A 21,910-nucleotide genomic window follows, 5' to 3' on the forward strand; every position below is an offset into this window, starting at 1 on the left:
TCAAGTTTTCGGTTTTTAGATAGGTAGGGTGCGCTGTGCGCACCTTTATAACATCATAAAAATCAATGAAAAAAGGTGCGCATAGCGCACCCTACAACAACACAAGATACCGAAAACTTGACCGTTCAGAGTATATACTGACACCAGAGCTTTGTTGTAATAGCAAAAATTATAGCCCTATTACTTCACTTCTTAATTAAAATTATGGGCCACCTACTTAAGACGGGACAGTCACGTGAACAACGTCACCTAGTCATAGATTGCCGAGCTCCAGAACATAAAGATGTGCTTGAAGCTTTGCCATCCTTGGCGTCTGGATTCCGGCAGTCCCTGCCGGAATGACGATTTAGCTTCACAGACTAAAATTAAAAGTGTTCCGTCTTGAGTGTGTAGCCAAATCGCTGCAATCGGTTAGCCCGACAAGACCTACTAGGAAATTTAATGAGTAACTCGCTTGATAATGCTAAATCGCCATCCTTTGATCCCGATAAATTATTGGAATTTATTCTGGATAACCCTAAATCCAAACCATTATTAATCGTCGCTTCGATTGCCTGCGGCTTAATTAATGCATTGATTTTAGTGCTGATTAATGATGCGGCTAAAGATTTTGATAATCCCGAATTAGACGCGCGCTTATTTGTTATTTTCTTATTATTAATCGCGCTGTATTTTTTATCTCGTCGCTATATAACCCATAAAATTAGCAACTTAGTGCAAACCAGTATTTATCAGTATCGCCGCCGCGTGTTGGCTAGAGTCAGGGAATTAAAGCTGTTAGCTTTTGAAGATATTGGCAAAGCACAAATCCTGTCGGTGTTATCGGAAAAAACCGAGTTAATCTCGCACGGCGCACATAAATTGGCTGAGGGTTTTCCGGTCACGATATTACTTGTCTTTAGTTTTGTTTATATCGCTACTATTTCTAAGATGGCGTTTGTCTTAGTGTTTATTTGTATGCTTTGTTCGATGGTTAGCGTGCAAATCATGTTGAAATCGTTGCATAAATCTTTGCAGCAAGCGCTGACCAAAGAAGGCGAATATTTAGAGTATATGCAACATGTGATTAACGGTTTTAACGAGCTAAAAATCAACCGCACTAAAAGTGATGATTTATGCGTCAATTATATGGACCCACTGTCAGAAGACACATTACAACAAAACCTAGCAGCCGATATAACAATTGTGAATGTTCAACTCTATGCGCAGAATTATTTTTATATCTTAATGGCGGCCATTGTGTTTTTGCTGCCACAAATCACGCAGATTAACGGCGATGAAATTATGTCCGTCACCACATCGGTGTTGTATATCATTGGTCCTTTAGTGATTGTGCTAGATATGATACCTAGCGTTGCCAGAGCCAATGTCGCGGTCGATTTTTTACGTGAATTAGAAAATAAGCTTATCGCGGCACAGGAAGTCACCGAACCGGCACGTGAGGTTTTTTCGGCACCGAATTATTTTGACCAGTTAATGTTAAGCAAAGTCGTCTTTCATTACCCTGATACCGAACAAAGCCGAGGCTTTTCGGTCGGGCCTTTCGAGCTAAACATTAAACGCGGTGAGTTAATTTTTATTCGTGGCGGTAATGGCAGTGGTAAGTCGACGTTTTTTAAAATTGTTAACCGGCTTATACGAACCTGACACCGGTAGCATTCGCGTCGATGGTCATAGCATTGATAACCGTTTATTAACTAATTATCGTCAATTATTCGCGATTATTTTTACCGACTTCCATTTGTTCGACCGTTTGTATGGCTTACAAGACGTTGATACTGGCAAAGTGAATGAGTACTTAGAACTCATGGGCTTAGAGCATAAAACCGGTTATAAAGCAGGCCGTTTTATTAACACCAATTTATCGACCGGGCAGAAAAAACGCCTTGCGTTAATTATTTCATTACTCGAAGACAAAGCGATTTATGTATTCGATGAAGTCGCTGCCGATCAAGACCCGGAATTCCGTTTATTTTTCTACGAAGTGATTTTGCAAAAAGTTAAAGCAACAAGGAAAAACCATTATTGTCGTCACGCATGATGAAAAATACTTTAAACACTGCGACCGATTATTCGTCATGGACAGCGGGCGGTTAGTTGAAGAGGTGTTGCATTAAAAGTACGGCGGTTTCGCGATAGCAAACCGCCATCGGTCATCGGTGTAACTCCAAAAATGGCGGATTGCCTATCGGCGAATCTGCCTTACTATGTTTATCCGCACCGTGCGTAAGCACACCTACAAGATTTGATCGTTCCCACGCTCCGGCGTGGGAACGATTCTGTTAGATTCGGGGGCATCCGAAGCGTAACAGACCTCATCTTTGTACCACTTTATGTTAGTAGCCCACACCTACAAAAATTTGCAATAGTTAAAACTCTTCCCAATCATCGGCGTCGGCGCGTTGTGCCACTGGCGCTGACTTGCTTTTATAGGTTTGAATTTTAGCCGCAGGAGCAGGTGCGGCTAATTTTGGCGCAGTAGCGCTAGGTGTATAAGACGCTGCCCCTCTGCTCGCGTTTTGCTCAACCTTAAATTGTTCAACAGTCGCTGATAAATTATTGGCTTGCTCTTCTAGCGATTCTGCTGCTGCGGCTGCTTGTTCGACTAAAGCCGCGTTTTTGCTGCGTCGCATCATCCATTTGCGCTATCGCTTGATTAACTTGTTGAATACCTGAGGTTTGCTCTACTGAAGCTGCCGCGATTTCATTCATGATGGATGTAACCCGGCGAATCGAATTGACGATTTCTTCCATGGTATTACCGGCGTTTAACACCAGCTTACTACCATCTTCGACTTTTTCCACCGAATCTCCGATTAAGGTTTTAATTTCGCCAGCGGCGAGTGCAGCACGTTGCGCTAAATTTCTGACTTCAGACGCGACCACAGCAAAACCTCGACCTTGCTCGCCCGCACGCGCTGCTTCTACAGCGGCGTTTAACGCTAAGATATTGGTTTGAAAAGCAATGCTGTCAATCACAGAAATAATATCGACAATTTTATTAGAGGATTCGTTAATCGACTCCATAGTCTTAACGACTTCACCCATCACCGTTACGCCTTTATCGGCAATTTCAGCGGCATTGCGCGCTAATACATTGGCTTGTTTGGCATGTTCGGTGTTCGCTTGCACAGTCGAGGTTAATTGCTCCATGCTGGCGGCAGTTTGTTCAAGACTTGCGGCTTGTTCTTCAGTTCTATGCGATAAATCATTATTACCCGAGGCAATTTCTTTGGCCGCTGTATTAATGGTGTAGGTCGCCGACTTAATATCACTGACTAAGCTTTTTAAATGTTCACCGGTGGCGTTAATGCCCGAAATCACCCTGCCAAACGTACCTGGATAGTCCTTATCAATCGTATGGGTTAAATCGCCTAGCGACATAGAATGCGTGACGCCAATAATTTCATTAAAACCCGTATCACAGGTCTCAACTAAGGAATTAAAGTCATTAATGATTTCTTTAAACATGTGTTCAAAAACGTGAAGCATCAGCGCGCTTGCTAAAATCACCTTTCGCACCGCTGGAGGCTAACATATCTATCTCGCTACTGACGTCTATTAAAGTTTTCTTAACATTGTCTATCGCCTGGCTAATCTGCGCCTTATCACCGGGTAAAACGCGGCATATCCATCGTAAAATCACCTTTAGCGTAATGACTTATAACCTCAACCACTTGCATTTTTACATCGATATGGCTTCTGACTAATCTGTTAATATCTTTGGCTAAACGCCCGTAAGTACCGGGATATTTAGAGGCATCTATCGTTTCCCAAATCCAGCCTTCATCATGTTTTTTCATCATGTGTTCTAAGGCTGCAACGAAGTCATTGATAGATTGCTGAATTTGTTTAATCGCAGCCAACAAGCTACCGTTATCACCCGGTTCAAGCTGAATTTCACGCGAAAAATTACCCTTAGCAATTTCTTTGGCAATACCTTTCGCGTAAAACGGGTCTATACCTAGTTGTAAATACAAATACCGGGTTAAGTAATATGAAATCAAGACACTAACAATAATAATCAAAATCGATGCAATGATAATATTCTGCGTAGCACTGGACACACCCTCGCTCAAATCTTTAGCTATATGCGTTTCTCGCTCGATAGCATTGTCTCTAAATCTGGCCATCGCGTCGTTTAGTTGCGTAGCTGCCTCATCAAACCCTCCCATCAAAACATTACCCGCCTCCATGCCCTGTTCTATATAGGCGGTTCCCATTCGTCTGCCTATCGCGTAATAATTATCAAACGCCGCACCAATTCTTACCAGTTCCGCTTTCTTGTCATCGGATAGAAAAGCCATTGCTTGTAAAGCGGTATTTTGTTGTTTAAAATCATTAGCATAGCTATCAGCCTGGATAAAACTGTCTGTATTATGTGTCACCGAGCCATCTTGTATTAACTGCTGTACTTGTAATATATCTAGCGCCATGTTTTGTGCCGCTAAGGCTACTGGCAGCAATTGATCATTGAGCTCAATACTTGAGGTTCTGGCTTTGTTAAACTGAATTAAGCTAATAGCGATAATAATCCCCATCATCGCTATTAGGCTAAAAAAACCTAATAAAATTCGCTGCTTAAAACTGATATTCATGGTTATAACCTGGTCTGAGTTATAGAGTGTCGAGTTGAGGTCTGTTAACGACAGTGTTTTATTATTGTAATTGTTTAAGTATATGCGCAATCTCGTTTAATAGCGCAGCCTGTTGCACCTGCAACGGCTCGTCGCGTTGTAAATCAGAGAATAGCTGCGTTAACTGAGCAATACGCTGTTTTTGTAAGCGTTTTCGATAACTGAGCTTATCGAGCATAATCGCAAACGCTTGGGCTAACTCGTGTAATTGATCATGCTCGCGTAACGAAATGACTATATCCAGCTCATCATTACCTATTTGCTCACATATTTTTTCAAACCGGTATAAAGGCCCGGCGATTTTATGACTCGCATATAACACAATATAAACCGTTGCTACGCCGGTAATGAACACCGCACTCAGCGTACCCATTAACAGCGCTAAGCTTAAACGCTGCTCCGCTAACGCAATACTGGCGTGGGCGGTTTGCATTTGTGCATGTAAATCATTGCCTGCTAACCAATACGTTAATAGCCCAGAAACCAGTCCAGACAAGATAATTAACAGCAAGACACTGATAATAAAACGACGTTGAAACGCTTTTTTAATAAAGATTTGACGACGATTAGGCGGGATAGTCAGCATTAGTGAGCCTCTTGAGAAACGTTATGACAAACAAAACACAACTCGCCGTCTACGTTACTGCGGCGTAGTAAAAAGCTTTTATGTAAGCGCTCAGCATCGGTTAAGGTATCCATGACACTATAACTCGCTTGTGGTCTTTCGCTGGCTAAGTCGCCATGCATATAGTGACAGGTTAAACAGGTGAGCTTGTTATCCAAAGACAAAGGCAAGTCAGCTGGAAGTGTGAAGTCTATGTTAAGTCCTACTTGATGTCCATTCTCAGGGTCATGACATGACGAACACATCGCAATTCCGTCTTGTTTAAAGGCGCTGTTATCATCCGGGTGGTTTTTACTCAAAAATATTTCGCTATTATCAAGCTTGGCTAAAGGCGTCTCGATGTGACAGTCAGTACACTTAGCCACCGGCGTGTGCATATTAATCTGGTGGTAGTGCTTAGGCTCTTCTGAAAAGACTGCATGACTTACGCTTAACAATAGCGTGTAGAAAAGGGTGGCGTAGCTAAATTTAGTCATAGTTAGAAAGAAATAACCATTTGGGCAATACCCAGTTGTTTATCAAAATAACGCTCATCCGTATCCGTACCCAGAGAATCAGTGTATTCAAACTTAAAGCGCATATAGTCATTAAGTTGATAATTTAAACCTACCGATAGTAACGAGATAGGGTTAACGCCGACTAAACTGCCGTCATAATCAAATGCCATACGATGCTTAGGCTGCCACTGCGCATAACGTATAAACGCAAATACCGGCTTTTTAAACCATTGTTCTAAGCCTGCTATCACGGTGGTGTGATAGCCAAATTCATTGGCGTAACCAAAATCTTGGCTGACTCCCGCATCCTCATAAACAAAATGGTCTTGCGGTCTTAGCCACATGAACTCACTCTGTAAGCGCAAAAAACGATAACCAAAACTAAAATCAACGCCGTACACGGCGTTGCGTAAATTATTGGCATAATCTAAATCGCTTAAATGTGAAATACCAATTTCTATGCCTTCTTGCTGACCCCCATGTAAACGGTAAGCATTATTAGCTAACATTAGTCCTAATCTACCACCTACCGACGAACCACTGGCCGCATACATCGCATCGGTAAAGAACACAGAATAATTTAGCATCTTCCAGGTGCCATACGTTCTCAGCCCGTCACCATTAAAGCCACCAAATTGCATACGCGTGGTAGTAATCGGTGCGGTAATCGTCACCCGGTCTTTATTAGCATAGTTCTGATAATCGTTAGAAAAGGGTAAATCGAAACGCCCTGCTTGTATATGGAAGCCTTGATTATTAAAGATACGACCGCGTGGCGGGATACTATGATCGACACGATGATAATCGATAAACGCAACGGCAAACCCAGCCGGCCCTGCCCCTATGCCACCTGGCCCACTACCACCGCAAGAAACAGCGACAGGCGCAGAAGGAAAGCTGACTGGGTCAATCCCAGACGAGTTACCGCATAACACTAAAGCAGCACTGGCTGCGATTTCATCAAAGTAATCGTATTCTAAGTCTAACTCGATAGAGCCTACACTAAAGGTTTGCTCGGTAGAATTATCTGTTTTAGCGTTAATATCGAAAAAACCACTAATCGCTAAGCCATTTTCATGTGCGGTTTCTTTTAATTTATCGACTTCCTCGTGTAGCGCCGATAATTCTTTGCTTAAAAGAGTCGTCTCTGAATGCACTATTGATTTAGTATTCGGTTGTTGAGTAGAGGTGGTGGTAACGGCTGTTGCGCTAGCAGGATTAGGAGTTACATTAGCCTTGCTAGTCGATGGGTTTTGTTCAGCCGATTGTGAATTCGGCGATTGTTGCTCTAGCTGCTTAATACGCGCTTCTAGCTGTTTAATTTTTTCATCTTTTTCTTGCAACATCGGCGCAACAATCCGCCGAATATCGGACTCTGAAAGCTCTGCCGCGAATCCCATTGATGCGTTAAAAAACACCAGATAACACAGCGTAGTTATACTCAGAATCGATACATTTTGCTTGCTAAGGAGTGCCGCATTGCGTCGCATTAGATTTGTCATAATACCTATAGCCAACAACGCCATATAATAGCCTATGTTTATTAAACGAAAATTTGACCCTTTAGCATATATTGATGCAAGTTTTACGCCATATAGCTTAGCCAAAAACTCAAACTCTAAAGGTGAAAAGGAAAGACTCATAGGCTTGACCTCATTAAATAGCTAGCAAACTGAATTTATTATTTTTTTTAATTCATTAGCATATTTAGAAAATTAGAATTAACTTAAATAGAGAGAGATTGCTCACTATAATTATTAACCCTGCAATATTGTTACCGCTAGAATGGTAAGACCTATCACTACCTCAATAAACCTATCGCCATTTTTACAAGTTTAGCCTGTTTTATACCCTGCGACAAATACTGTAAATCCCTAACAATACCTTAACAATACAATGATAGGTTATTCCGCATAGTATTGATTTTCGTAGTCTAGCTATCTACGTGCCTAATTCGATATGCCAGTTTTAAAAACCAATGTGTCAGCCCAAAACACAACGACTCACAACAAAACTCAATTTTAGCCATTTGTCATCAAAAGGTAACAATCGCTTTGTTACTATTTTGTTACTATACGTTGTTTTATATTATTGCTAACACTATGTCTCGATTGAATGTTCTTGTAGTTGAAGATGAAGATGCCATCAGAAGCATGTTATTGATGGTACTTGAGCAAGCTGGCTTTAAATCTATCGCCGCTAGCGATGCTGAAGATGCTCAACGATTGATTAATGATATTTCACCTGATTTAATCTTGTTGGACTGGATGTTGCCTGGAATTAGTGGTGTCGAATGGGCAAGGCGGCTAAAAAAAAGAGCCCGCTTACCGCGATGTACCTATTATCTTGTTAACCGCACGCGGCGAAGAGGAAGATAAAGTACGCGGTCTTGAAATCGGTGCCGATGACTACATTACCAAACCTTTTTCACCTAAAGAACTCATCGCACGTATTCGCGCGGTGTTGCGTCGTAGTGGTAAAATCCAAGGCGTCGCGCAAATAATATTAGGCGATTTAGTCTTGGATACCGAGCAACATAGGCTTAGCATAGGTGATAAGCAATTAGAAGTCAGCCCGACTGAATTTCGCTTAATGCAGTTTTTTATGACACATCCTGATAAAGTGTATAGCCGTACACAGTTGCTCGACCAAGTATGGGGACGTAGCGTGTATATCGAAGAGCGCACGATTGATGTGCATATCAGACGGCTGCGTAAAATTTTAAGCGAACATGGCCGCGAAGAACTGGTACAAACCGTGCGTGGCTTTGGTTATCGATTTTCACTGATAGATTAATGAGTTGCGTATGAACGCCTGGCGTGGAGAGTTAGTTAAATTATTCTTACTTTATTCTGGCGTTTCGTTAATCAGCAGTGTAGCCGGCTATTTATTGCCTTCCCTATTAGTTCTCACCATGATTTTATTAGCGGCGCAATTATTACAAATTCACCGCTTTGAAAAGTGGATTAGCGTCGGCGGTAAACGCACTTACCCTAAAACCGCTGGCGTTTTGGGAAGATATTTATTGTCACTTTTACCGTATTAAAAAAAACGAAAAACGCCGCAAAAAAAAGTTGCGTAAAATGATTGAGCAATTTCGGCAATCTACCGAAGCGCTACCTGATGCTGCAGTCGTCTTAGGCAAGCACGACGAGATAGAATGGACTAACAAAGCATCAAGACAAGTCTTAGGTTTAAAACAAACCGATAAAGGTCAGCGTTTGCCTAATCTTTTACGCTTTCCTGACTTTATTCGCTATTTAAAATCAGCTAATTACAGCGAACCCATCATCGTGCCGTCGCCGGTTAATCATCAAATGACATTGGAAGTCAGAATTATTCCTTATGGCTCAGGCCTGCGCTTGTTATTAGCGCAAGATGTGACGCAAATGCAAAAAATGCAAACCATACGCAAGGATTTTATCGCGAATGTATCGCATGAGCTTAGAACGCCACTTACCGTATTAAAAGGTTATCTGGAAACACTGCAAGACATGGATGATGGTCAGTCGCCTTTACTGACAACCTCTTTCAAAGAAATGCAAGGCCAAACAGAACGTATGCAGCATCTGGTCGATGATTTGCTATTACTCACGCGCTTGGAAACCCAGCAGAAAAAACACGATTGCGTCGACATGCCGCAGCTATTAAGTCAAATTTGCAAAGACGGTAGCCACTTAGATAATCAATCGAGCCGGATTCATTTAGCGCTAAACACCGAAGCGCGTTTATTTGGCGAAGAACAAGACTTGCGTAGCGCATTTACTAACTTACTGGCCAATGCATTGAAATACTCTGCTGATGACACCCCAGTTCAAGTCAGTTGGTATGAAACAGCAAACGAATTAATTTTATCGGTGCAAGACCAAGGCGAAGGCATTGCTACTACCGACATACCCAGAATCACCGAACGCTTTTATCGCGTAGAAACCAAGCGCAGGAGAAAAATTCCCGGCACGGGCTTAGGCTTAGCGATTGTTAAACACGCGCTGATGCGCCATGACGCCCACCTAGACATTCGTAGCGAACTGGGCAAAGGCAGTTGTTTTAGTTGTCATTTTCCGATTAGACGAAAGTGTTAAGCGTTTTTTTGAAAATTAAGAGTTGCTTTTTTCATTCAATACATTAAAATGCACGGCTCTTGGAGAGCTGGCTGAGCGGTCGAAAGCGGCGGTCTTGAAAACCGTTGAAGGTTTATCCCTTCCTGGGGTTCGAATCCCTAGCTCTCCGCCAATCATCTATTCAACCTATTGATTTTTAAGCTTTATTAATAAGGTTAAATTTTCAGCCCACTTCACTGCCCATGCTTTGGACAATGCTTAAAATCTGCGTGTGGGATTCAAACACTATAAAATATAGCCGCAACAATTGCCGACATTTCAGTCACCATAAAATCGTAATTCGGCTAAATCCACTACCCCCACCGAAAAAAGCAAAAATCATAATCAGATTCTTGAACTGACGATTTAGCAATTGCTAAAACTCAATGTGTAAACACAAAATGGGTTTTTTCTTCATATCAAGCTTGATTAGCATTTGCGATTCAAAAAGCGATTAGTATTAGTTAATACTGTTTTATTTAGATAATAGAGAAATCCAAACTCGTCATTGCTAATGCCACTCCGAGTTTAGCAATTTGTATTGCAACACCTTCACCGTTGCCGTCCGCATCGTAAAACAGCCCACCAGTAACATTGTTATAGATTATGAAATCATTATCATCTAAAGCTGCAATGCCGATAATGAAATATTCAGTAGTTAATGCGCCAGTATGGCTTAGAGCTTTAAACACGATGTTTTCTAATAAAATTGTATCGTCAGCCACTGAAAAATCTATAATCTTATCGCTTTTTCCATCTAGTACATTAAAGATGAAGCTGTCTTTACCAGAGCCGCCATTTAAAACATCTGCACCTAATCCACCTATGAGCTTGTCATTACCAATATCACCAAACAACAAATCCTCCCCATTACCTCCTATTAAAGTATCATTGCCAGCATCACCGTCTAGGCTGTCATTTCCTGTGCCGCCATCAATTAAATCGCTGCCTTGATCACCATTTAATAAATCATTGCCAGCATTGCCTCTCAAAGTATCATTGCCAAGAAAACCAGATAGTAAATCATCATCTGAGCTGCCAAACAGTGATAAACCGGCAAGCATAACTCTATTAGTTGGCAAACTTGTAACGCTTTCATATACTCCTATTCCATCAGTGTAAGTAGCAGTAACACTAATTTTTACGTTTAAATCGCTATATTTAACTAAATAATTATCACCAGTTGAAAGAATGGTGTCATCAGTTTTCCATGTATAACTAATAACGCCAATTCCATCTGTATCATTTATTGTATTAGTAACGGTTAATAATTCACCGATAGTTGGTGTTGCATCACTGATAATTACTTCACCTGTGGGGTTATGGTTAATTACGGCCTGAAAAATATCGTCGGTATTAATATTAGAGAATGAGACAACTCCAGAGCTAAGCTGGCTTTTAACACTTGAACTATCCCCGCCTGAACCAGAAAGTCCCCAGGTAACTACTGACCCATCAGCTCTTAAGGCTGCAAATGCGTAATTATTTGAAAAAATTTGTATGACATCTATAGAGCCATTTAGCTCTTTGGCCACCAAGCTACTATCTCCACCGACTTGGGCGTCTCCCCAAGTAATGACCGAGCCATCAGCCCTTAAGGCGGCAAATGCACCGAGTGTTGAGTAAATTTCTACAACATCAACAGAGCCATTCAGTTTTTTTGTCACTAAGGTACTATCTGCGCCGTAGTTTTTAGCTCCCCACGTTATAACAGAACCATCTTCTCTTAACGCGGCAAAGGCAAATTCACTAAAATAAATTTTTGTGACATTAATTGTTCCGTCGATTTGATTCGCAACTAAACTACTATCACCACCACTTGAATTTCCCCAGGTTACAACTGAACCGTCTTCTCTTAAGGCTGCAAATGCACCACTTGTGGAATAAATTTGAACTACCTTCACAGAGTCATTTAACGTTTTAATCAGTGATTTATTATCTTCATCCAGATCAGGTGTGCCCCACGTTATAACGGAACCATCTTCTCGTACTGCCGCAAAACCGAAACTCCCAATAGCAAAAATCTCATTTACGCGTATATCACCATTCAATTCGGCTTCGATCTGGCTATCTGGTAAGTTTCTATCTCCCCAGGTTATAACGGAGCCATCAGCCCTTAAGGCGGCAAAGTTACTTCCATTTAAATAAATTTGTACTACGTCAACAAGTCCATTTAGTTTTTTAGCAACTAAACTACTATCACCCCCCGCATGATGTGACCCCCAAGTAACTACTGACCCATCAGCTCTTAAGGCTGCAAATGCACCACTTGTAGAATAAATTTGAACTACGTCGACGATGCCATTGAGTTTTTTTGCTACAGAGCTGCTATCGCCACCATAACTCGAACCACCCCAGGTTATGACAGAGCCGTCTTCTCTTAAGGCTGCAAATGCACCACTTGTGGAATAAATTTGTTTAACATTTATCTTGCCGCTTAATTGATTTGAAACCAAGTAACTGCCTTGGCTATTCCAGGCAATTACAGAACCATCTTCTCTTAACGCGGCAAAGGCATTTTGATTTGAATAAATCTGTTTAACATCAATGCTTCCATTAAGTTGATTCGCGACAAGACTACTATCACCACCAGTACCGCCACCCCAGGTTATGACAGAGCCATCATTTTTTATTACAGCGAAAGCGTATCGATTTGAAAACTCGCCTAATGTGTGCCCCCAAAAGACTTGTTTATTTGGCGTGCTAGTAAGGATGTATGTAATTGCCATTATGATAGCTCTCCTCCAATATATATGATCGGAATTATGTTAGTATTCGTCGTCATAATACTTAACCTAAGCGGCTAACTCCAAATATAATTTACTAGTTCAAGCGGCCATAAATTAGCGCTAATAACTGATTATCCGTTAATTCATCTAGTGTTTTAGTGCCGATAATCAAGTTATAGTCCCGTTCTGATAACTCATCAAAGGTTAAAGTGTCGTCAATAACAGCCTGTAATTGCTCATCTGTTAACGGTGGGTAATTTTGTAATGTCTGAACTCTGGCGCGTTCAAGATTAACCAATCTGTTTATTGTGCTATTTTTCATTTATGTGCTACCTCTAGCGCTTCAATACGCTGAATTAAGTCTGTTGTTTCAATAAGTTTAGCCTGAGTTCCTAAATTAGATAGCAACTGCCCGCCAATATCGGATGAAATATCCCCGCGAGCAATGCTGTCAATCACATATTGTCCGATGGTTGCCAAGGTATCATTACCCGCTATATCGATAGTCACCGCTTCATTTTGCGGCTTAAGCGGTGGACAAATTCTATCCAGCAAAATTTTACATGCTTGCACATCGCCAGCTTTGGCTTGAGCTAATAAGGTTTTGAGAATTTCTGGCGCGTGTAAAACAATTTCCTGCCGTATTAGCGTTGCAGCCGTCTTGCCTTTGGGTCTACCGTTTGGGTTGCCAGATTGGCCGGGTAAAAATTTACTCATTGCTGTTTATTACCTGAAAATATCAATAAATAGCTCTTAAATTGCATCTCTATTCGGCGAGTTAATTGCCTTCCTTGGCATCGTCTCGCCGCTTGTCAGCCATCCTCTTAACCATTCCTGCGAGGTATTGAAGATAATAATACACATCATAAAGTTCGCTAGTTGTTAATTGCTCTATATTTTTCATATTTACCTTTGAATAAAATCTGGGCAGCGGCGTGGAATGTCGTCATTAGTTTGGCATCGCCTAATGCAATCGCGGCAATAACGGCGGTCGTCGTCGAAAAACGTGTCGGAAATTGTCGTTTTATTTAACGGATTTTGCGCAACTATAGTGTTGTTTTTAGGGTTCAAAAATTGCGCGGTTTTTTGGGGTGTTGTTGCGCAATCGTTGCGTAATTGGTTGCGACACAAAACCGCGCCAGCCAAGGCTTTGAGGTTATTAGTTGCATTAATCGTTGCGCTATCGGTTGCGTGATTTTTTGTATTGGTTGCGCGTTGCGTTTCCTTAGCGTTGCAACACGCAACTCCGCCGACTTTTTGGTGATTATTCATCAAGATCAACCCTCTTTGGTGTCGGTTTCTTTTTAGACTTACTTGCCGATTCCCGAATTAAGCCGTCATCCTTGGCTTTTTTTAAAGCCCTAGAAACATTTGATTTATTGATACCAAGTTCGTTTGCTATTTCCGTTTGAGATAAGCCTAAGTTAGTCAACTCGATAACCTGATCAATAGTCGAATCTTCAACCATCTTTATTGCCCATGTTTGGTTACCGCTGATATTCATCAACATCGCCTCAAATGATGCGGCATCATTGCCGGTTAAATGCCTAGCTTTGCTGTAATTCACAACGAATCTTGCACCTTGACTTGAGTCGTAATCACTTGGCCGCTTTAACTCAATCACCACGTCTAAAATATCCTCTCGCTTGGATGTTCCGCGCTGATTACCATTTTTCCCGGCATGATGGATAAAAATTACACACTTGCCTAAACTGCGCATTCTCATAGCCCACTCGGCAATTGATAGCCAACTCTCTGCCTCGTTTTCTTTACCGGAACGACAAAGACAAGACAAATTATCAACGACAATTAATTCGGCTTCAGCACAAGCTGCCTCTACTTCCAATTGACCGCCAAGGCACGATAAGTCAGGCATTCGTCCATCGTTCATATCAATCGTGATGAAGTATAAAAAGCCGTCAGGCGGTGCTTTTTCACTGCTTTTCACAATCTCAGCTATTCGGGTTTGCATCGACTCACCAGGCATCTCGCCGTCAATATACAAAGTTTTTACAGGCCTATCGGCTTTCCAGTTCCAAAAGTGACTACCTGAAGCTGCTGCATAGGCAATTCCTAACGCAGCGTGAGTTTTACCTACGCCACGCGCTGAGAAAATCATATTCAGGCTTCCGAGTACAAAAACTGGCGCTAGTATTGGGATACGCGGCGGAAATTGATACGCTAATAATTCAGCTAATGAAGCAACTTTAATGACTTTGGCCGGTGTATTATCATTTTCATCAGCCGGGTCAATCGCGGAATTTATATCGATTATCATTGAGCGCTCCTCGCGGTGCGGGCTACATCATTCCAATCAAATCCTTTGATACTCGGAATTAAATACTTGCCTTGGCATTCTATTGCCGCTTTTTTCGCTGCCTTTTGCCCAGTTCCGCTTGCGTCGTTATCGCCACAAATGATGATCTCAGCTTCCGGATTCTTAGCACGGAAAATCTTCGCTACATTAACTATATTTCCAGCATCAAAGGCGACAAAGGTTTGTAAGCCGGTGGATTCGTGCAGACTCGCTGCCGTAGCAAAACCTTCAGCGATTAATACCGTGTCGGTTTTCTTACCTAACCACCAAAAGCAATCTTTTTTACGACCACCGGTTAAAAATCGCTTAGCTCCGTCAGGCTGAATAAATTGCAGGTTAACTAGTCTCAAAGATTGGTCGTAAATCGGAATGATTAACGAGCCGAAATAGGCTTGTTTTGCGCCATGTGGCTGAATTTTCTTACGAATGCAATAGACGTTTCTATCATCAGCCAGCGGTGCGCCCTTCCAGATTGACGCGGCTTTGTATGCGGTTTGCTGATAGCCTTTGATGATTTCCTGTTCACGCGCCAGCCGGTCACGTTCGCATTTCTCTTTAAAGGCTTGGCGCTCCTGATCGGTGTAGGGTGTTTCGCACTTAGCTTGCCAGACTTCAAACAAACCGGTGCTGTAATCCATAAACCATCCGCCTTTTAAATCAATAAATAACATGCAACGAGCGGCAGTATTACCATTTTTCTTACCTAAGCCAGGAAACGCTTGAATCTTACCCGGTGTTAATTTTGTTGGGGGGTTAAGACCGTATAATCGGATGGTGCCTAAAAATTCCGATAAATTAGTCATTTCGCAACCCCTCAACTTTTATTAGCCAAATTGTTAATTTAGCAGGAATTAGATCGCAACAAGTTAAGTGGACAAATATAGCCTTAACAGTTGATCTGGTTTTATTTTTAAAATTTAAGAAATTAAATTTTGAAGGTAGGTTTTTTACTATATCGGTCAAGGTTAAGCCGATAGCTCTAAACACCTCATCGACCCAACAGCTACCAAAACAATGGATTAATATTTTATCGTCGTCTAAAAGTCTTGAGCTTAAACTAGGCGTCTTATTGCTATGGTTTGGACAACATCCAACCCAGCGGTTGTGACCAGTTCGTTTAACTCTATCTAAGGATGCTAAAAAAGAATCGAGCTTTGACATTATTCAACGCCCGTTCTGATGTCAGCCAGGAAACGGTCAAGTTCCGATTGCATCACGCCAGTGGCGCGTTTGCTGATTTTGACAGTGGTCAATTTTTTTCTTTGACCAATCGCCAAAAATGTGGCCATTGAGATTCCTAATAATTGGCATACACCCTTGGGGCGGTGAATCTCTTGGTGTTGCATTTGCGTCATATTAAAGCCTCCTTGGGCTTATTGATAAATTTTGACGCAATATAACTTATTGATTTTTAATTTAAAACCATGGGACTACCAATCCCATAATAGGGGAATCCAATCCCCTAATCCCCGCGCGTTGATTTTATTAAAGACAAAAAAGGGGATTTTCTCAATCCCATAATGCAACATTAAAAATTGGCCGCACTGCCTGCTGTCTTTAATAATTCGGTCGCGTGTACTCTTTTTCCGCGCAATAGCGCCTCCAAAATTCACGCTGAAAGGTTCCAAAGTTTTTCCATAAAGCTTATCCTTGCCCTTACCCTTCTTATTTTTATTTTTATCTTCTCCTCTCGCCTCCTTTAGAACGTCAAAAATTTCATTAACGCTACTTTTATTGTCAAGAAACTGCTTAACCTGCTGTTTATCGTCGGGGTTGATCTCGTTATCTGTCAGCCATTGATTAAAACTTATCAGCCTTTGGCTGTATACGTCAGTATTATCAGTATCAGTATCGGTCTTGGTTTCCGGTTCGTCGCTTTGTATTTGCGCCTCCATCGCACTTTTTATTTCAGGCCACCAACTCATAAAAACAGGGTATTCGGGTAGTCCTAGGCGTGTTTTTAACTCCAACAAGGCTTTTAGGTCATGCCACCTAATAACGTCATCCTGATTCACCGGATAAGCGGCATATTCAACCCGAAGATTAGCAGGCCGCCGATATACTGGCAGTTCGCCGCTATGTAATGCCTTATCAATTAGGGTATTGATTTGCATGGCGAACTTTTTTGTTTCCGGTTCGCTTCTTGTAGGGTTGTACTGGCGCGTATCGTATGCCGCCAAGCTCTCGCCAATGCTTTGGTAAAAGCGGGCATGGAAATAAATCTGTTCTAAGCGAATAACCTTATCAATTATTGGATTTTCCTGCTTAAATTGGTATTCGTCTTCGTCCAGCTTAACAACGTCACCCCTGTTTATCCAAGCATTGAGGCCACCACTTAATAGCCGCTCATATTGGTTATGACGGGCATGGTAATTTTCCAGAGTGTCACTTACCAGCACCCTCACCAAATCCCAGTCCGGCTTATTTTTCGAACCTATGAATTGTTGGTAATAATCGTTGAATGAATCAGCCGACTCCAATTCTAAATCGTCCAAGGGTGCAATAGCATTTAACAACACTTCGTCTTTCTCAGATAGACGCTCGATAGAATGGTTAAATTCAGGCAACACGCAATCGAAATGGTTAAGATAGGGTCTTGGCGGGTCAAAATATTCGTGGATTTTATCTGCACGGTGATAGTGATAAAAAAGCGCTTTACGAACTGCTTCGCTCTCATTTTCCTTTATCTGAAGCTTTCTTAGCTCAAGGTATGGTTTTCTAGGCACGAGCTGCTCAGCCAAGCGAGCGCATATTGCCTGTTTGGACAAAAACATCATTAAACCCCTGTTCCATCACAATAATTCGCCCATTCATTCATCACAACAAGCCGCTTTTTCAGTAAGTCACCCCGCCTATAGGCTTTTTCAGCCTGGTTTTTAATGGTATGTGCTAAACACATCTCTAATACAAAATTCTCATGATGTGTTGTTTCTGCTGCCCAATCCCTAAACGTTGAACGGAAACCGTGTACAGTTAAATCCTTACGCCCCATACGCTCCAAAAGCTTCAACATAGCCATGTTGCTTAGGCCGCCACGCGCGCCAGCAAAGATGTAAGTATTTTGTTTAACCGCTTGCATAGACTTGAGCAATTCTAAACAAACATTGGACAATGGAACGATATGTTCTTTATCAGCTTTCATACGCTCTGCCGGGATTGTCCAGACACCCGCGTCTAAATCGATTTCATCCCATGTTGCACCTATGGCTTCGTTAGTGCGTGCCGCCGTTAAAATGACAAACTCAAGACAACGTGCCGCAGTGTTATCTTGCTGTTTAAGTTCGTCCATAAATGCCGGCATGTTGACGTAAGGTAAAGCGGTGTGATGTTTGGTGTCCTGAACCTTGCTTGGTTTAGGCAATATTTTGTCTAGGTGTCCGCGCCACCGCGCCGGATTATCCCCTGTCCTATAGCCGCTAACAGTCGCCCATGCTAGGACTTGCTCAATACGTCCACGCACCCGTGAAGCGGTTTCGTTCTTAGTTGTCCAAATCGGCTCAAGGCAGGCAGTAACTAAAGCAGTATCAATATCTGCCACGGGCAGACTCCCAATAATGGGAAAACAATAATGCTCTAGTGTGTTGCGCCATTGCTGCAAATGCTTAGCGTTCTTAAATTCATGCTGTTGTTTATTGATATAAGATTCGGCACATTGCTTAAAGGTCAGTGCTACCGCTTTTGAAACCTTCCTAGCCGCTAGCTCTTGTTTTTTCAACTCAAGTGGATTGCCACCCGCATCTAAGACACTTCTATGCTTCGCGGCTTTCTTTCTAGCCTCGCTAAGACTAACCGTAATGCACGAACCCAGGCCAATATCAACAGTTTTACCGTCGCGCGTGTACCTGAAAATCCAGCTCTTTGTTTTGGTACGAGTCACCTTTAGCCAAAGCCCTAATCCATCGCCATGCAAGCCCGGTTTTATTTTTGTCGATACTTCACGGTCACTCAATTTATTGATTTTTTTTGCCATGTCAGCCCTAGCCCATGTCTATACAGCCCATTTCCCAGCCCATGCTTTGAGCATGGATTTTATGATAATCCATGACAGCTCGTGACACAAATAATTTTATTAACCTTATGAATCAATAGTTTTTTTACACGTTATGATTTTTTATGATTCTTTAGTTTGGCGGACTAGCTCTCCGCCAATATCCCTCCTAAAAATTTCCCTGCATAAAAAAGCCTTACGCTTCAACAAAGCACATCTTTAGCTAGCCTTTCTGTACTACTTGTCCCACATTGAAATGCAGTATGTCTTTTAGCAACTATTTAGAAGCAATAGCAACTGAACCATGAAGATAACAAGTATTATAAAAATACTTTTTTTCACTAAACGGCAAAAAATAAGCCATATCCTTATCACAAAGAGTTTTAAATACACAAATAATAATGATTTGTATTTATAAAATGGATTACATTATAATCAAAACATGATTAGTTATATGGAATATACCCATAAAAAAGTACAACTTGTTATTAGGCGGCAGCATATCAACTCTATTACTAAGCGTTGCCATGCCAACATTAACTTTAGATAAGCCTAAAACAATGGTGGAAATGTGGGCAATTATTCAAGCCCAATGCTACCAACGTAAGCCGGGACAGGGTATCCAGAGTGCATAACGCCATGGATGGCGTGTATTAGGGCAACGCAGGAGCAGTTGCCGATGACGCCGTGAATACATCCCTGTAGGCTTGGCGGCAGCATCCTTGCTGCCGACACCCGCACTCTGAATACCCTGTCCCTACTAAAGTGTGTAGCCATGAAACGTAACGAACTATCTTGTTGTTTTTATAAGGCTTAGTAGTTTGTTTTGGTGCTAGGTTTGACATGTTTTGATTAAGCACATGTTGTAACTAGGACATTGGTCTACTTAGCGAATGCTTTAAGCAGGTATTGTGCCAATTTATGAGTGACGGTTATAGTATTTAATCAACTTATTTATATTGTAAGTTGTTGATTTATATTTAGCTCGAATAGTGTTGATAGTTTTTATAATGAGTTGACTAATGCCGCAATCAAACTATAAGACAGGCTATTAGCAAAGCAATAGTCGATAATGCTGTACTACAAATTAAGTGATTTCACACACTTTTATCTAATAATTTTTAAATAAAAGCATTATTTTTCAATATCTTGAATTCTTATAGGGCAAATGACACCTTAAAATAAGTGATATAACATAGTTTTCAATAGGTGAATAACGTAAGCGATGCTTATAACCTTTCAGAAATATTAATCATTTCATGAATTGCTTGAGCATTCTGCGTCACCTTGATGTCGAGGTGTGTTGACGAACACTAAGTTTGCCGTTAAGCGCTTCAGGTGACTCTGATACAATGGCGTTTTTGCCCAGTGAGATGCAATGGATGTAATTTTAAAAATTGCCGATGAATTATCGGTGACCGCAAAACAAGTTAATGCAGCAGTTGAGTTATTAGATTCAGGCGCGACGGTGCCGTTTATCGCCCGCTATCGCAAGGAGGCAACCGGCGGTTTAGATGACACGCAGTTAAGACAGTTAGCTGAGCGATTGTCTTATTTGCGTGAACTGAACGAGCGCCGCGAGACTATTTTGGCGAGTATTGAAACCCAAGGAAAATTAACACCTGAGCTAAAAGCATCCATAGTCGCAGCGGAGACTAAAACATTATTAGAAGATTTGTATTTGCCTTATAAACCTAAAACGTCGCACGAAAGCTCAAGCAGCGCGCGAAGCCGGTTTAGAGCCGTTAGCGCAAGCAATAGTCGATGACCGTAGTGTAATTCCTGACGTATTAGCACAGAGTTTTATTAATACAGACCTTGGCGTTAATGATGTCAATGCGGCGTTAGAAGGCGCACGTCACATTATTATGGAGCAGCTATCTGAGCAAGCTGAATTATTAGCCGAATTACGCGAACGCGTTTGGGGTAACGGTGTGCTTGCCGCTAAAGTGGTAACAGGTTCCGAGCAAGCCGCCGCAAAATTTCAAGATTATTTTGCTTACAATGAGTCTATTGCCAAAATTCCTTCGCATAGAGCCTTGGCGTTGTTTAGAGGGCGTAATGAAAATTTGTTAGCATTAACGTTAACGCCAGCCGTTGATGAGACTACTGAGCACGATTATTGTACTGCGCGTGTAGCAAAGCAGTTAAACGTAAAAGCCGACGCCAGCCCTGCTGATGCATGGCTGGCTGAAACGGCGCGTATGGCTTGGCGGATTAAATTATTCACGCGTATTGAATTGGATTTATTACAACGTTTACGTGAAAGCGCTGAAGCCGAAGCAATACGCGTGTTTTCGGCTAATCTTAAGGATTTGCTATTAGCTGCACCTGCTGGCGCTAAGACCACTATGGGTTTAGACCCCGGCATTCGTACCGGTGTGAAAGTTGCGGTGGTCGATGCCACGGGTAAATTATTAGCCACTGATACTATTTATCCGCATCCACCACAAAAACAATGGGAGCAAGCGATAGCGCGTTTAGCAAAACTGATTGCAGAGCATCAAGTGACGTTGGTTAGTATTGGTAACGGTACGGGTTCTAGGGAAACTGACCAATTGGTTAGCGAACTGATGCAACAACATCCGGATTTACGCTTTAGTAAACTGGTGGTATCTGAAGCCGGTGCGTCGGTGTATTCGGCGTCAGAACTGGCAGCGAAAGAGTTTCCAGAGCTTGATGTGTCGTTACGCGGTGCCGTATCGATTGCCCGGCGTTTACAAGACCCGTTAGCGGAATTAGTAAAAATTGAGCCTAAAGCGATAGGGGTAGGGCAATATCAACACGATGTTAATCAAGTTCAGCTCGCGAAAGGCTTAGATGCTGTTGTCGAGGATTGCGTCAATGCGGTAGGCGTCGATGTTAACACAGCGTCTGTGGCCTTATTAAAACGAGTTTCTGGCTTAACCGCTAGCGTTAGCGAAAATATCGTGGCTTACCGTAATGAAAACGGTTCGTTTAAAAATCGTCAAAGCGTTAAAAAAAARAAAAAAAGTGCCACGCTTAGGTGACAAAGC

General features: G+C 41.9%; 19 protein-coding genes, 1 tRNA gene and 2 pseudogenes. 8 read left to right on the top strand and 14 right to left on the bottom strand.

Annotated features, from left to right (window positions below):
- Positions 1–441 precede the first annotated feature (441 nt).
- Positions 442–1,647 (top strand): ATP-binding cassette domain-containing protein, encoded by a 1,206-nt coding sequence (locus tag VZ94_RS06525; protein ID WP_045778622.1) that lies wholly within the window; start codon positions 442–444, stop codon positions 1,645–1,647.
- On the top strand, positions 1,592–2,041 hold the full coding sequence (locus tag VZ94_RS06530) for an ATP-binding cassette domain-containing protein (protein WP_082081418.1): 450 nt from the start codon (positions 1,592–1,594) through the stop codon (positions 2,039–2,041). Before VZ94_RS06525 ends, VZ94_RS06530 begins: the two co-directional genes overlap by 56 nt.
- Before the next feature lie 328 nt (positions 2,042–2,369).
- On the opposite strand, the pseudogene VZ94_RS28200 reads toward VZ94_RS06530, so the two are convergent.
- From VZ94_RS28200 to VZ94_RS06555, 4 genes and pseudogenes are all read right to left on the bottom strand, one after another.
- Positions 2,370–4,598, bottom strand: a pseudogene (locus VZ94_RS28200) (methyl-accepting chemotaxis protein).
- A 61-nt stretch (positions 4,599–4,659) separates the two neighbouring features.
- A complete protein-coding gene (locus VZ94_RS06545; protein ID WP_045778625.1) occupies positions 4,660–5,223 on the bottom strand; it encodes a hypothetical protein in 564 nt (187 codons plus the stop codon).
- Positions 5,223–5,738, bottom strand: a complete 516-nt coding sequence (locus tag VZ94_RS06550) for a cytochrome c3 family protein (protein WP_045778626.1) — start codon at positions 5,736–5,738, stop codon at positions 5,223–5,225. The genes VZ94_RS06545 and VZ94_RS06550 overlap by 1 nt, the downstream gene beginning before the upstream one ends.
- 2 nt (positions 5,739–5,740) lie before the next feature.
- A complete protein-coding gene (locus VZ94_RS06555) occupies positions 5,741–7,402 on the bottom strand; it encodes a porin family protein (protein WP_131655482.1) in 1,662 nt (553 codons plus the stop codon).
- A gap of 459 nt (positions 7,403–7,861) precedes the next feature.
- On the opposite strand from VZ94_RS06555, the pseudogene phoB reads away from it, so the two are divergent.
- The 4 genes and pseudogenes from phoB to VZ94_RS06570 all read left to right on the top strand — a co-directional run bounded on the left by phoB (position 7,862) and on the right by VZ94_RS06570 (position 9,992).
- Positions 7,862–8,555, top strand: a pseudogene (gene phoB / locus VZ94_RS30330) (phosphate regulon transcriptional regulator PhoB).
- A gap of 10 nt (positions 8,556–8,565) precedes the next feature.
- Entirely contained in the window at positions 8,566–8,805 is a 240-nt protein-coding gene (locus VZ94_RS31740; protein ID WP_338040273.1) for a DUF3329 domain-containing protein, read from the top strand.
- 37 nt (positions 8,806–8,842) lie between these two features.
- On the top strand, positions 8,843–9,841 hold the full coding sequence (gene phoR / locus VZ94_RS06565) for a phosphate regulon sensor histidine kinase PhoR (protein WP_338040274.1): 999 nt from the start codon (positions 8,843–8,845) through the stop codon (positions 9,839–9,841).
- A 61-nt stretch (positions 9,842–9,902) separates the two neighbouring features.
- A tRNA-Ser gene (locus VZ94_RS06570) sits at positions 9,903–9,992 on the top strand.
- Between the two features lie 346 nt (positions 9,993–10,338).
- Here the strand turns inward: VZ94_RS06570 and VZ94_RS25085 are convergent.
- From VZ94_RS25085 to VZ94_RS06620, 10 genes are all read right to left on the bottom strand, one after another.
- Positions 10,339–12,588 (bottom strand): hypothetical protein, encoded by a 2,250-nt coding sequence (locus VZ94_RS25085; RefSeq protein ID WP_045778628.1) that lies wholly within the window; start codon positions 12,586–12,588, stop codon positions 10,339–10,341.
- A gap of 94 nt (positions 12,589–12,682) precedes the next feature.
- Entirely contained in the window at positions 12,683–12,910 is a 228-nt protein-coding gene (locus VZ94_RS06580) for a hypothetical protein (RefSeq protein WP_045778629.1), read from the bottom strand.
- Positions 12,907–13,305, bottom strand: a complete 399-nt coding sequence (locus VZ94_RS06585) for a DUF5681 domain-containing protein (RefSeq protein WP_045778630.1) — start codon at positions 13,303–13,305, stop codon at positions 12,907–12,909. Before VZ94_RS06585 ends, VZ94_RS06580 begins: the two co-directional genes overlap by 4 nt.
- Before the next feature lie 189 nt (positions 13,306–13,494).
- Positions 13,495–13,863 (bottom strand): hypothetical protein, encoded by a 369-nt coding sequence (locus VZ94_RS06590; protein ID WP_131655483.1) that lies wholly within the window; start codon positions 13,861–13,863, stop codon positions 13,495–13,497.
- On the bottom strand, positions 13,853–14,866 hold the full coding sequence (locus VZ94_RS06595; protein WP_052700271.1) for an AAA family ATPase: 1,014 nt from the start codon (positions 14,864–14,866) through the stop codon (positions 13,853–13,855). The genes VZ94_RS06590 and VZ94_RS06595 overlap by 11 nt, the downstream gene beginning before the upstream one ends.
- Positions 14,863–15,708, bottom strand: a complete 846-nt coding sequence (locus VZ94_RS22335; protein WP_052700272.1) for a toprim domain-containing protein — start codon at positions 15,706–15,708, stop codon at positions 14,863–14,865. The genes VZ94_RS06595 and VZ94_RS22335 overlap by 4 nt, the downstream gene beginning before the upstream one ends.
- A complete protein-coding gene (locus tag VZ94_RS32685) occupies positions 15,701–16,066 on the bottom strand; it encodes a CHC2 zinc finger domain-containing protein (protein ID WP_052700273.1) in 366 nt (121 codons plus the stop codon). The genes VZ94_RS22335 and VZ94_RS32685 overlap by 8 nt, the downstream gene beginning before the upstream one ends.
- Positions 16,066–16,260: a hypothetical protein gene (locus VZ94_RS06610; protein ID WP_045778632.1), complete on the bottom strand. Its 195-nt coding sequence runs from the start codon at positions 16,258–16,260 to the stop codon at positions 16,066–16,068. Before VZ94_RS06610 ends, VZ94_RS32685 begins: the two co-directional genes overlap by 1 nt.
- A 75-nt stretch (positions 16,261–16,335) precedes the next feature.
- A complete protein-coding gene (locus VZ94_RS06615) occupies positions 16,336–17,646 on the bottom strand; it encodes a hypothetical protein (protein WP_192828602.1) in 1,311 nt (436 codons plus the stop codon).
- A 35-nt stretch (positions 17,647–17,681) separates the two neighbouring features.
- Positions 17,682–18,875, bottom strand: a complete 1,194-nt coding sequence (locus tag VZ94_RS06620) for a tyrosine-type recombinase/integrase (protein WP_045778634.1) — start codon at positions 18,873–18,875, stop codon at positions 17,682–17,684.
- Positions 18,876–20,271: 1,396 nt separating this feature from the next.
- Between VZ94_RS06620 and VZ94_RS33105 the strand changes: the two genes are divergently transcribed.
- Together VZ94_RS33105 and VZ94_RS06625 are read left to right on the top strand one after the other, a co-directional pair.
- A complete protein-coding gene (locus VZ94_RS33105) occupies positions 20,272–20,661 on the top strand; it encodes a Tex-like N-terminal domain-containing protein (RefSeq protein WP_439097706.1) in 390 nt (129 codons plus the stop codon).
- A 37-nt stretch (positions 20,662–20,698) separates the two neighbouring features.
- Entirely contained in the window at positions 20,699–21,904 is a 1,206-nt protein-coding gene (locus tag VZ94_RS06625; RefSeq protein ID WP_439097707.1) for a helix-hairpin-helix domain-containing protein, read from the top strand.
- Positions 21,905–21,910 lie beyond the last annotated feature (6 nt).

The organism is Methylocucumis oryzae, assembly GCF_000963695.1.
In the GTDB taxonomy this organism is placed as follows: Bacteria; Pseudomonadota; Gammaproteobacteria; order Methylococcales; family Methylomonadaceae; genus Methylovulum; species Methylovulum oryzae.

What these genes read in the sequence shown, in the direction of transcription:
- phoR (WP_338040274.1), top strand. Translation starts at nt 8,843, where the DNA reads ATGATTGAGCAATTTCGGCAATCTACCGAAGCGCTACCTGATGCTGCA.
- VZ94_RS06595 (WP_052700271.1), bottom strand. Translation starts at nt 14,866, where the DNA reads ATGATAATCGATATAAATTCCGCGATTGACCCGGCTGATGAAAATGAT.
- VZ94_RS06525 (WP_045778622.1), top strand. Translation starts at nt 442, where the DNA reads ATGAGTAACTCGCTTGATAATGCTAAATCGCCATCCTTTGATCCCGAT.
- VZ94_RS22335 (WP_052700272.1), bottom strand. Translation starts at nt 15,708, where the DNA reads ATGACTAATTTATCGGAATTTTTAGGCACCATCCGATTATACGGTCTT.
- VZ94_RS33105 (WP_439097706.1), top strand. Translation starts at nt 20,272, where the DNA reads ATGGATGTAATTTTAAAAATTGCCGATGAATTATCGGTGACCGCAAAA.
- VZ94_RS06620 (WP_045778634.1), bottom strand. Translation starts at nt 18,875, where the DNA reads ATGGCAAAAAAAATCAATAAATTGAGTGACCGTGAAGTATCGACAAAA.
- VZ94_RS31740 (WP_338040273.1), top strand. Translation starts at nt 8,566, where the DNA reads ATGAACGCCTGGCGTGGAGAGTTAGTTAAATTATTCTTACTTTATTCT.
- VZ94_RS06530 (WP_082081418.1), top strand. Translation starts at nt 1,592, where the DNA reads ATGGCAGTGGTAAGTCGACGTTTTTTAAAATTGTTAACCGGCTTATAC.
- VZ94_RS06610 (WP_045778632.1), bottom strand. Translation starts at nt 16,260, where the DNA reads ATGACGCAAATGCAACACCAAGAGATTCACCGCCCCAAGGGTGTATGC.
- VZ94_RS06580 (WP_045778629.1), bottom strand. Translation starts at nt 12,910, where the DNA reads ATGAAAAATAGCACAATAAACAGATTGGTTAATCTTGAACGCGCCAGA.
- VZ94_RS32685 (WP_052700273.1), bottom strand. Translation starts at nt 16,066, where the DNA reads ATGTCAAAGCTCGATTCTTTTTTAGCATCCTTAGATAGAGTTAAACGA.
- VZ94_RS25085 (WP_045778628.1), bottom strand. Translation starts at nt 12,588, where the DNA reads ATGGCAATTACATACATCCTTACTAGCACGCCAAATAAACAAGTCTTT.
- VZ94_RS06555 (WP_131655482.1), bottom strand. Translation starts at nt 7,402, where the DNA reads ATGAGTCTTTCCTTTTCACCTTTAGAGTTTGAGTTTTTGGCTAAGCTA.
- VZ94_RS06545 (WP_045778625.1), bottom strand. Translation starts at nt 5,223, where the DNA reads ATGCTGACTATCCCGCCTAATCGTCGTCAAATCTTTATTAAAAAAGCG.
- VZ94_RS06585 (WP_045778630.1), bottom strand. Translation starts at nt 13,305, where the DNA reads ATGAGTAAATTTTTACCCGGCCAATCTGGCAACCCAAACGGTAGACCC.
- VZ94_RS06550 (WP_045778626.1), bottom strand. Translation starts at nt 5,738, where the DNA reads ATGACTAAATTTAGCTACGCCACCCTTTTCTACACGCTATTGTTAAGC.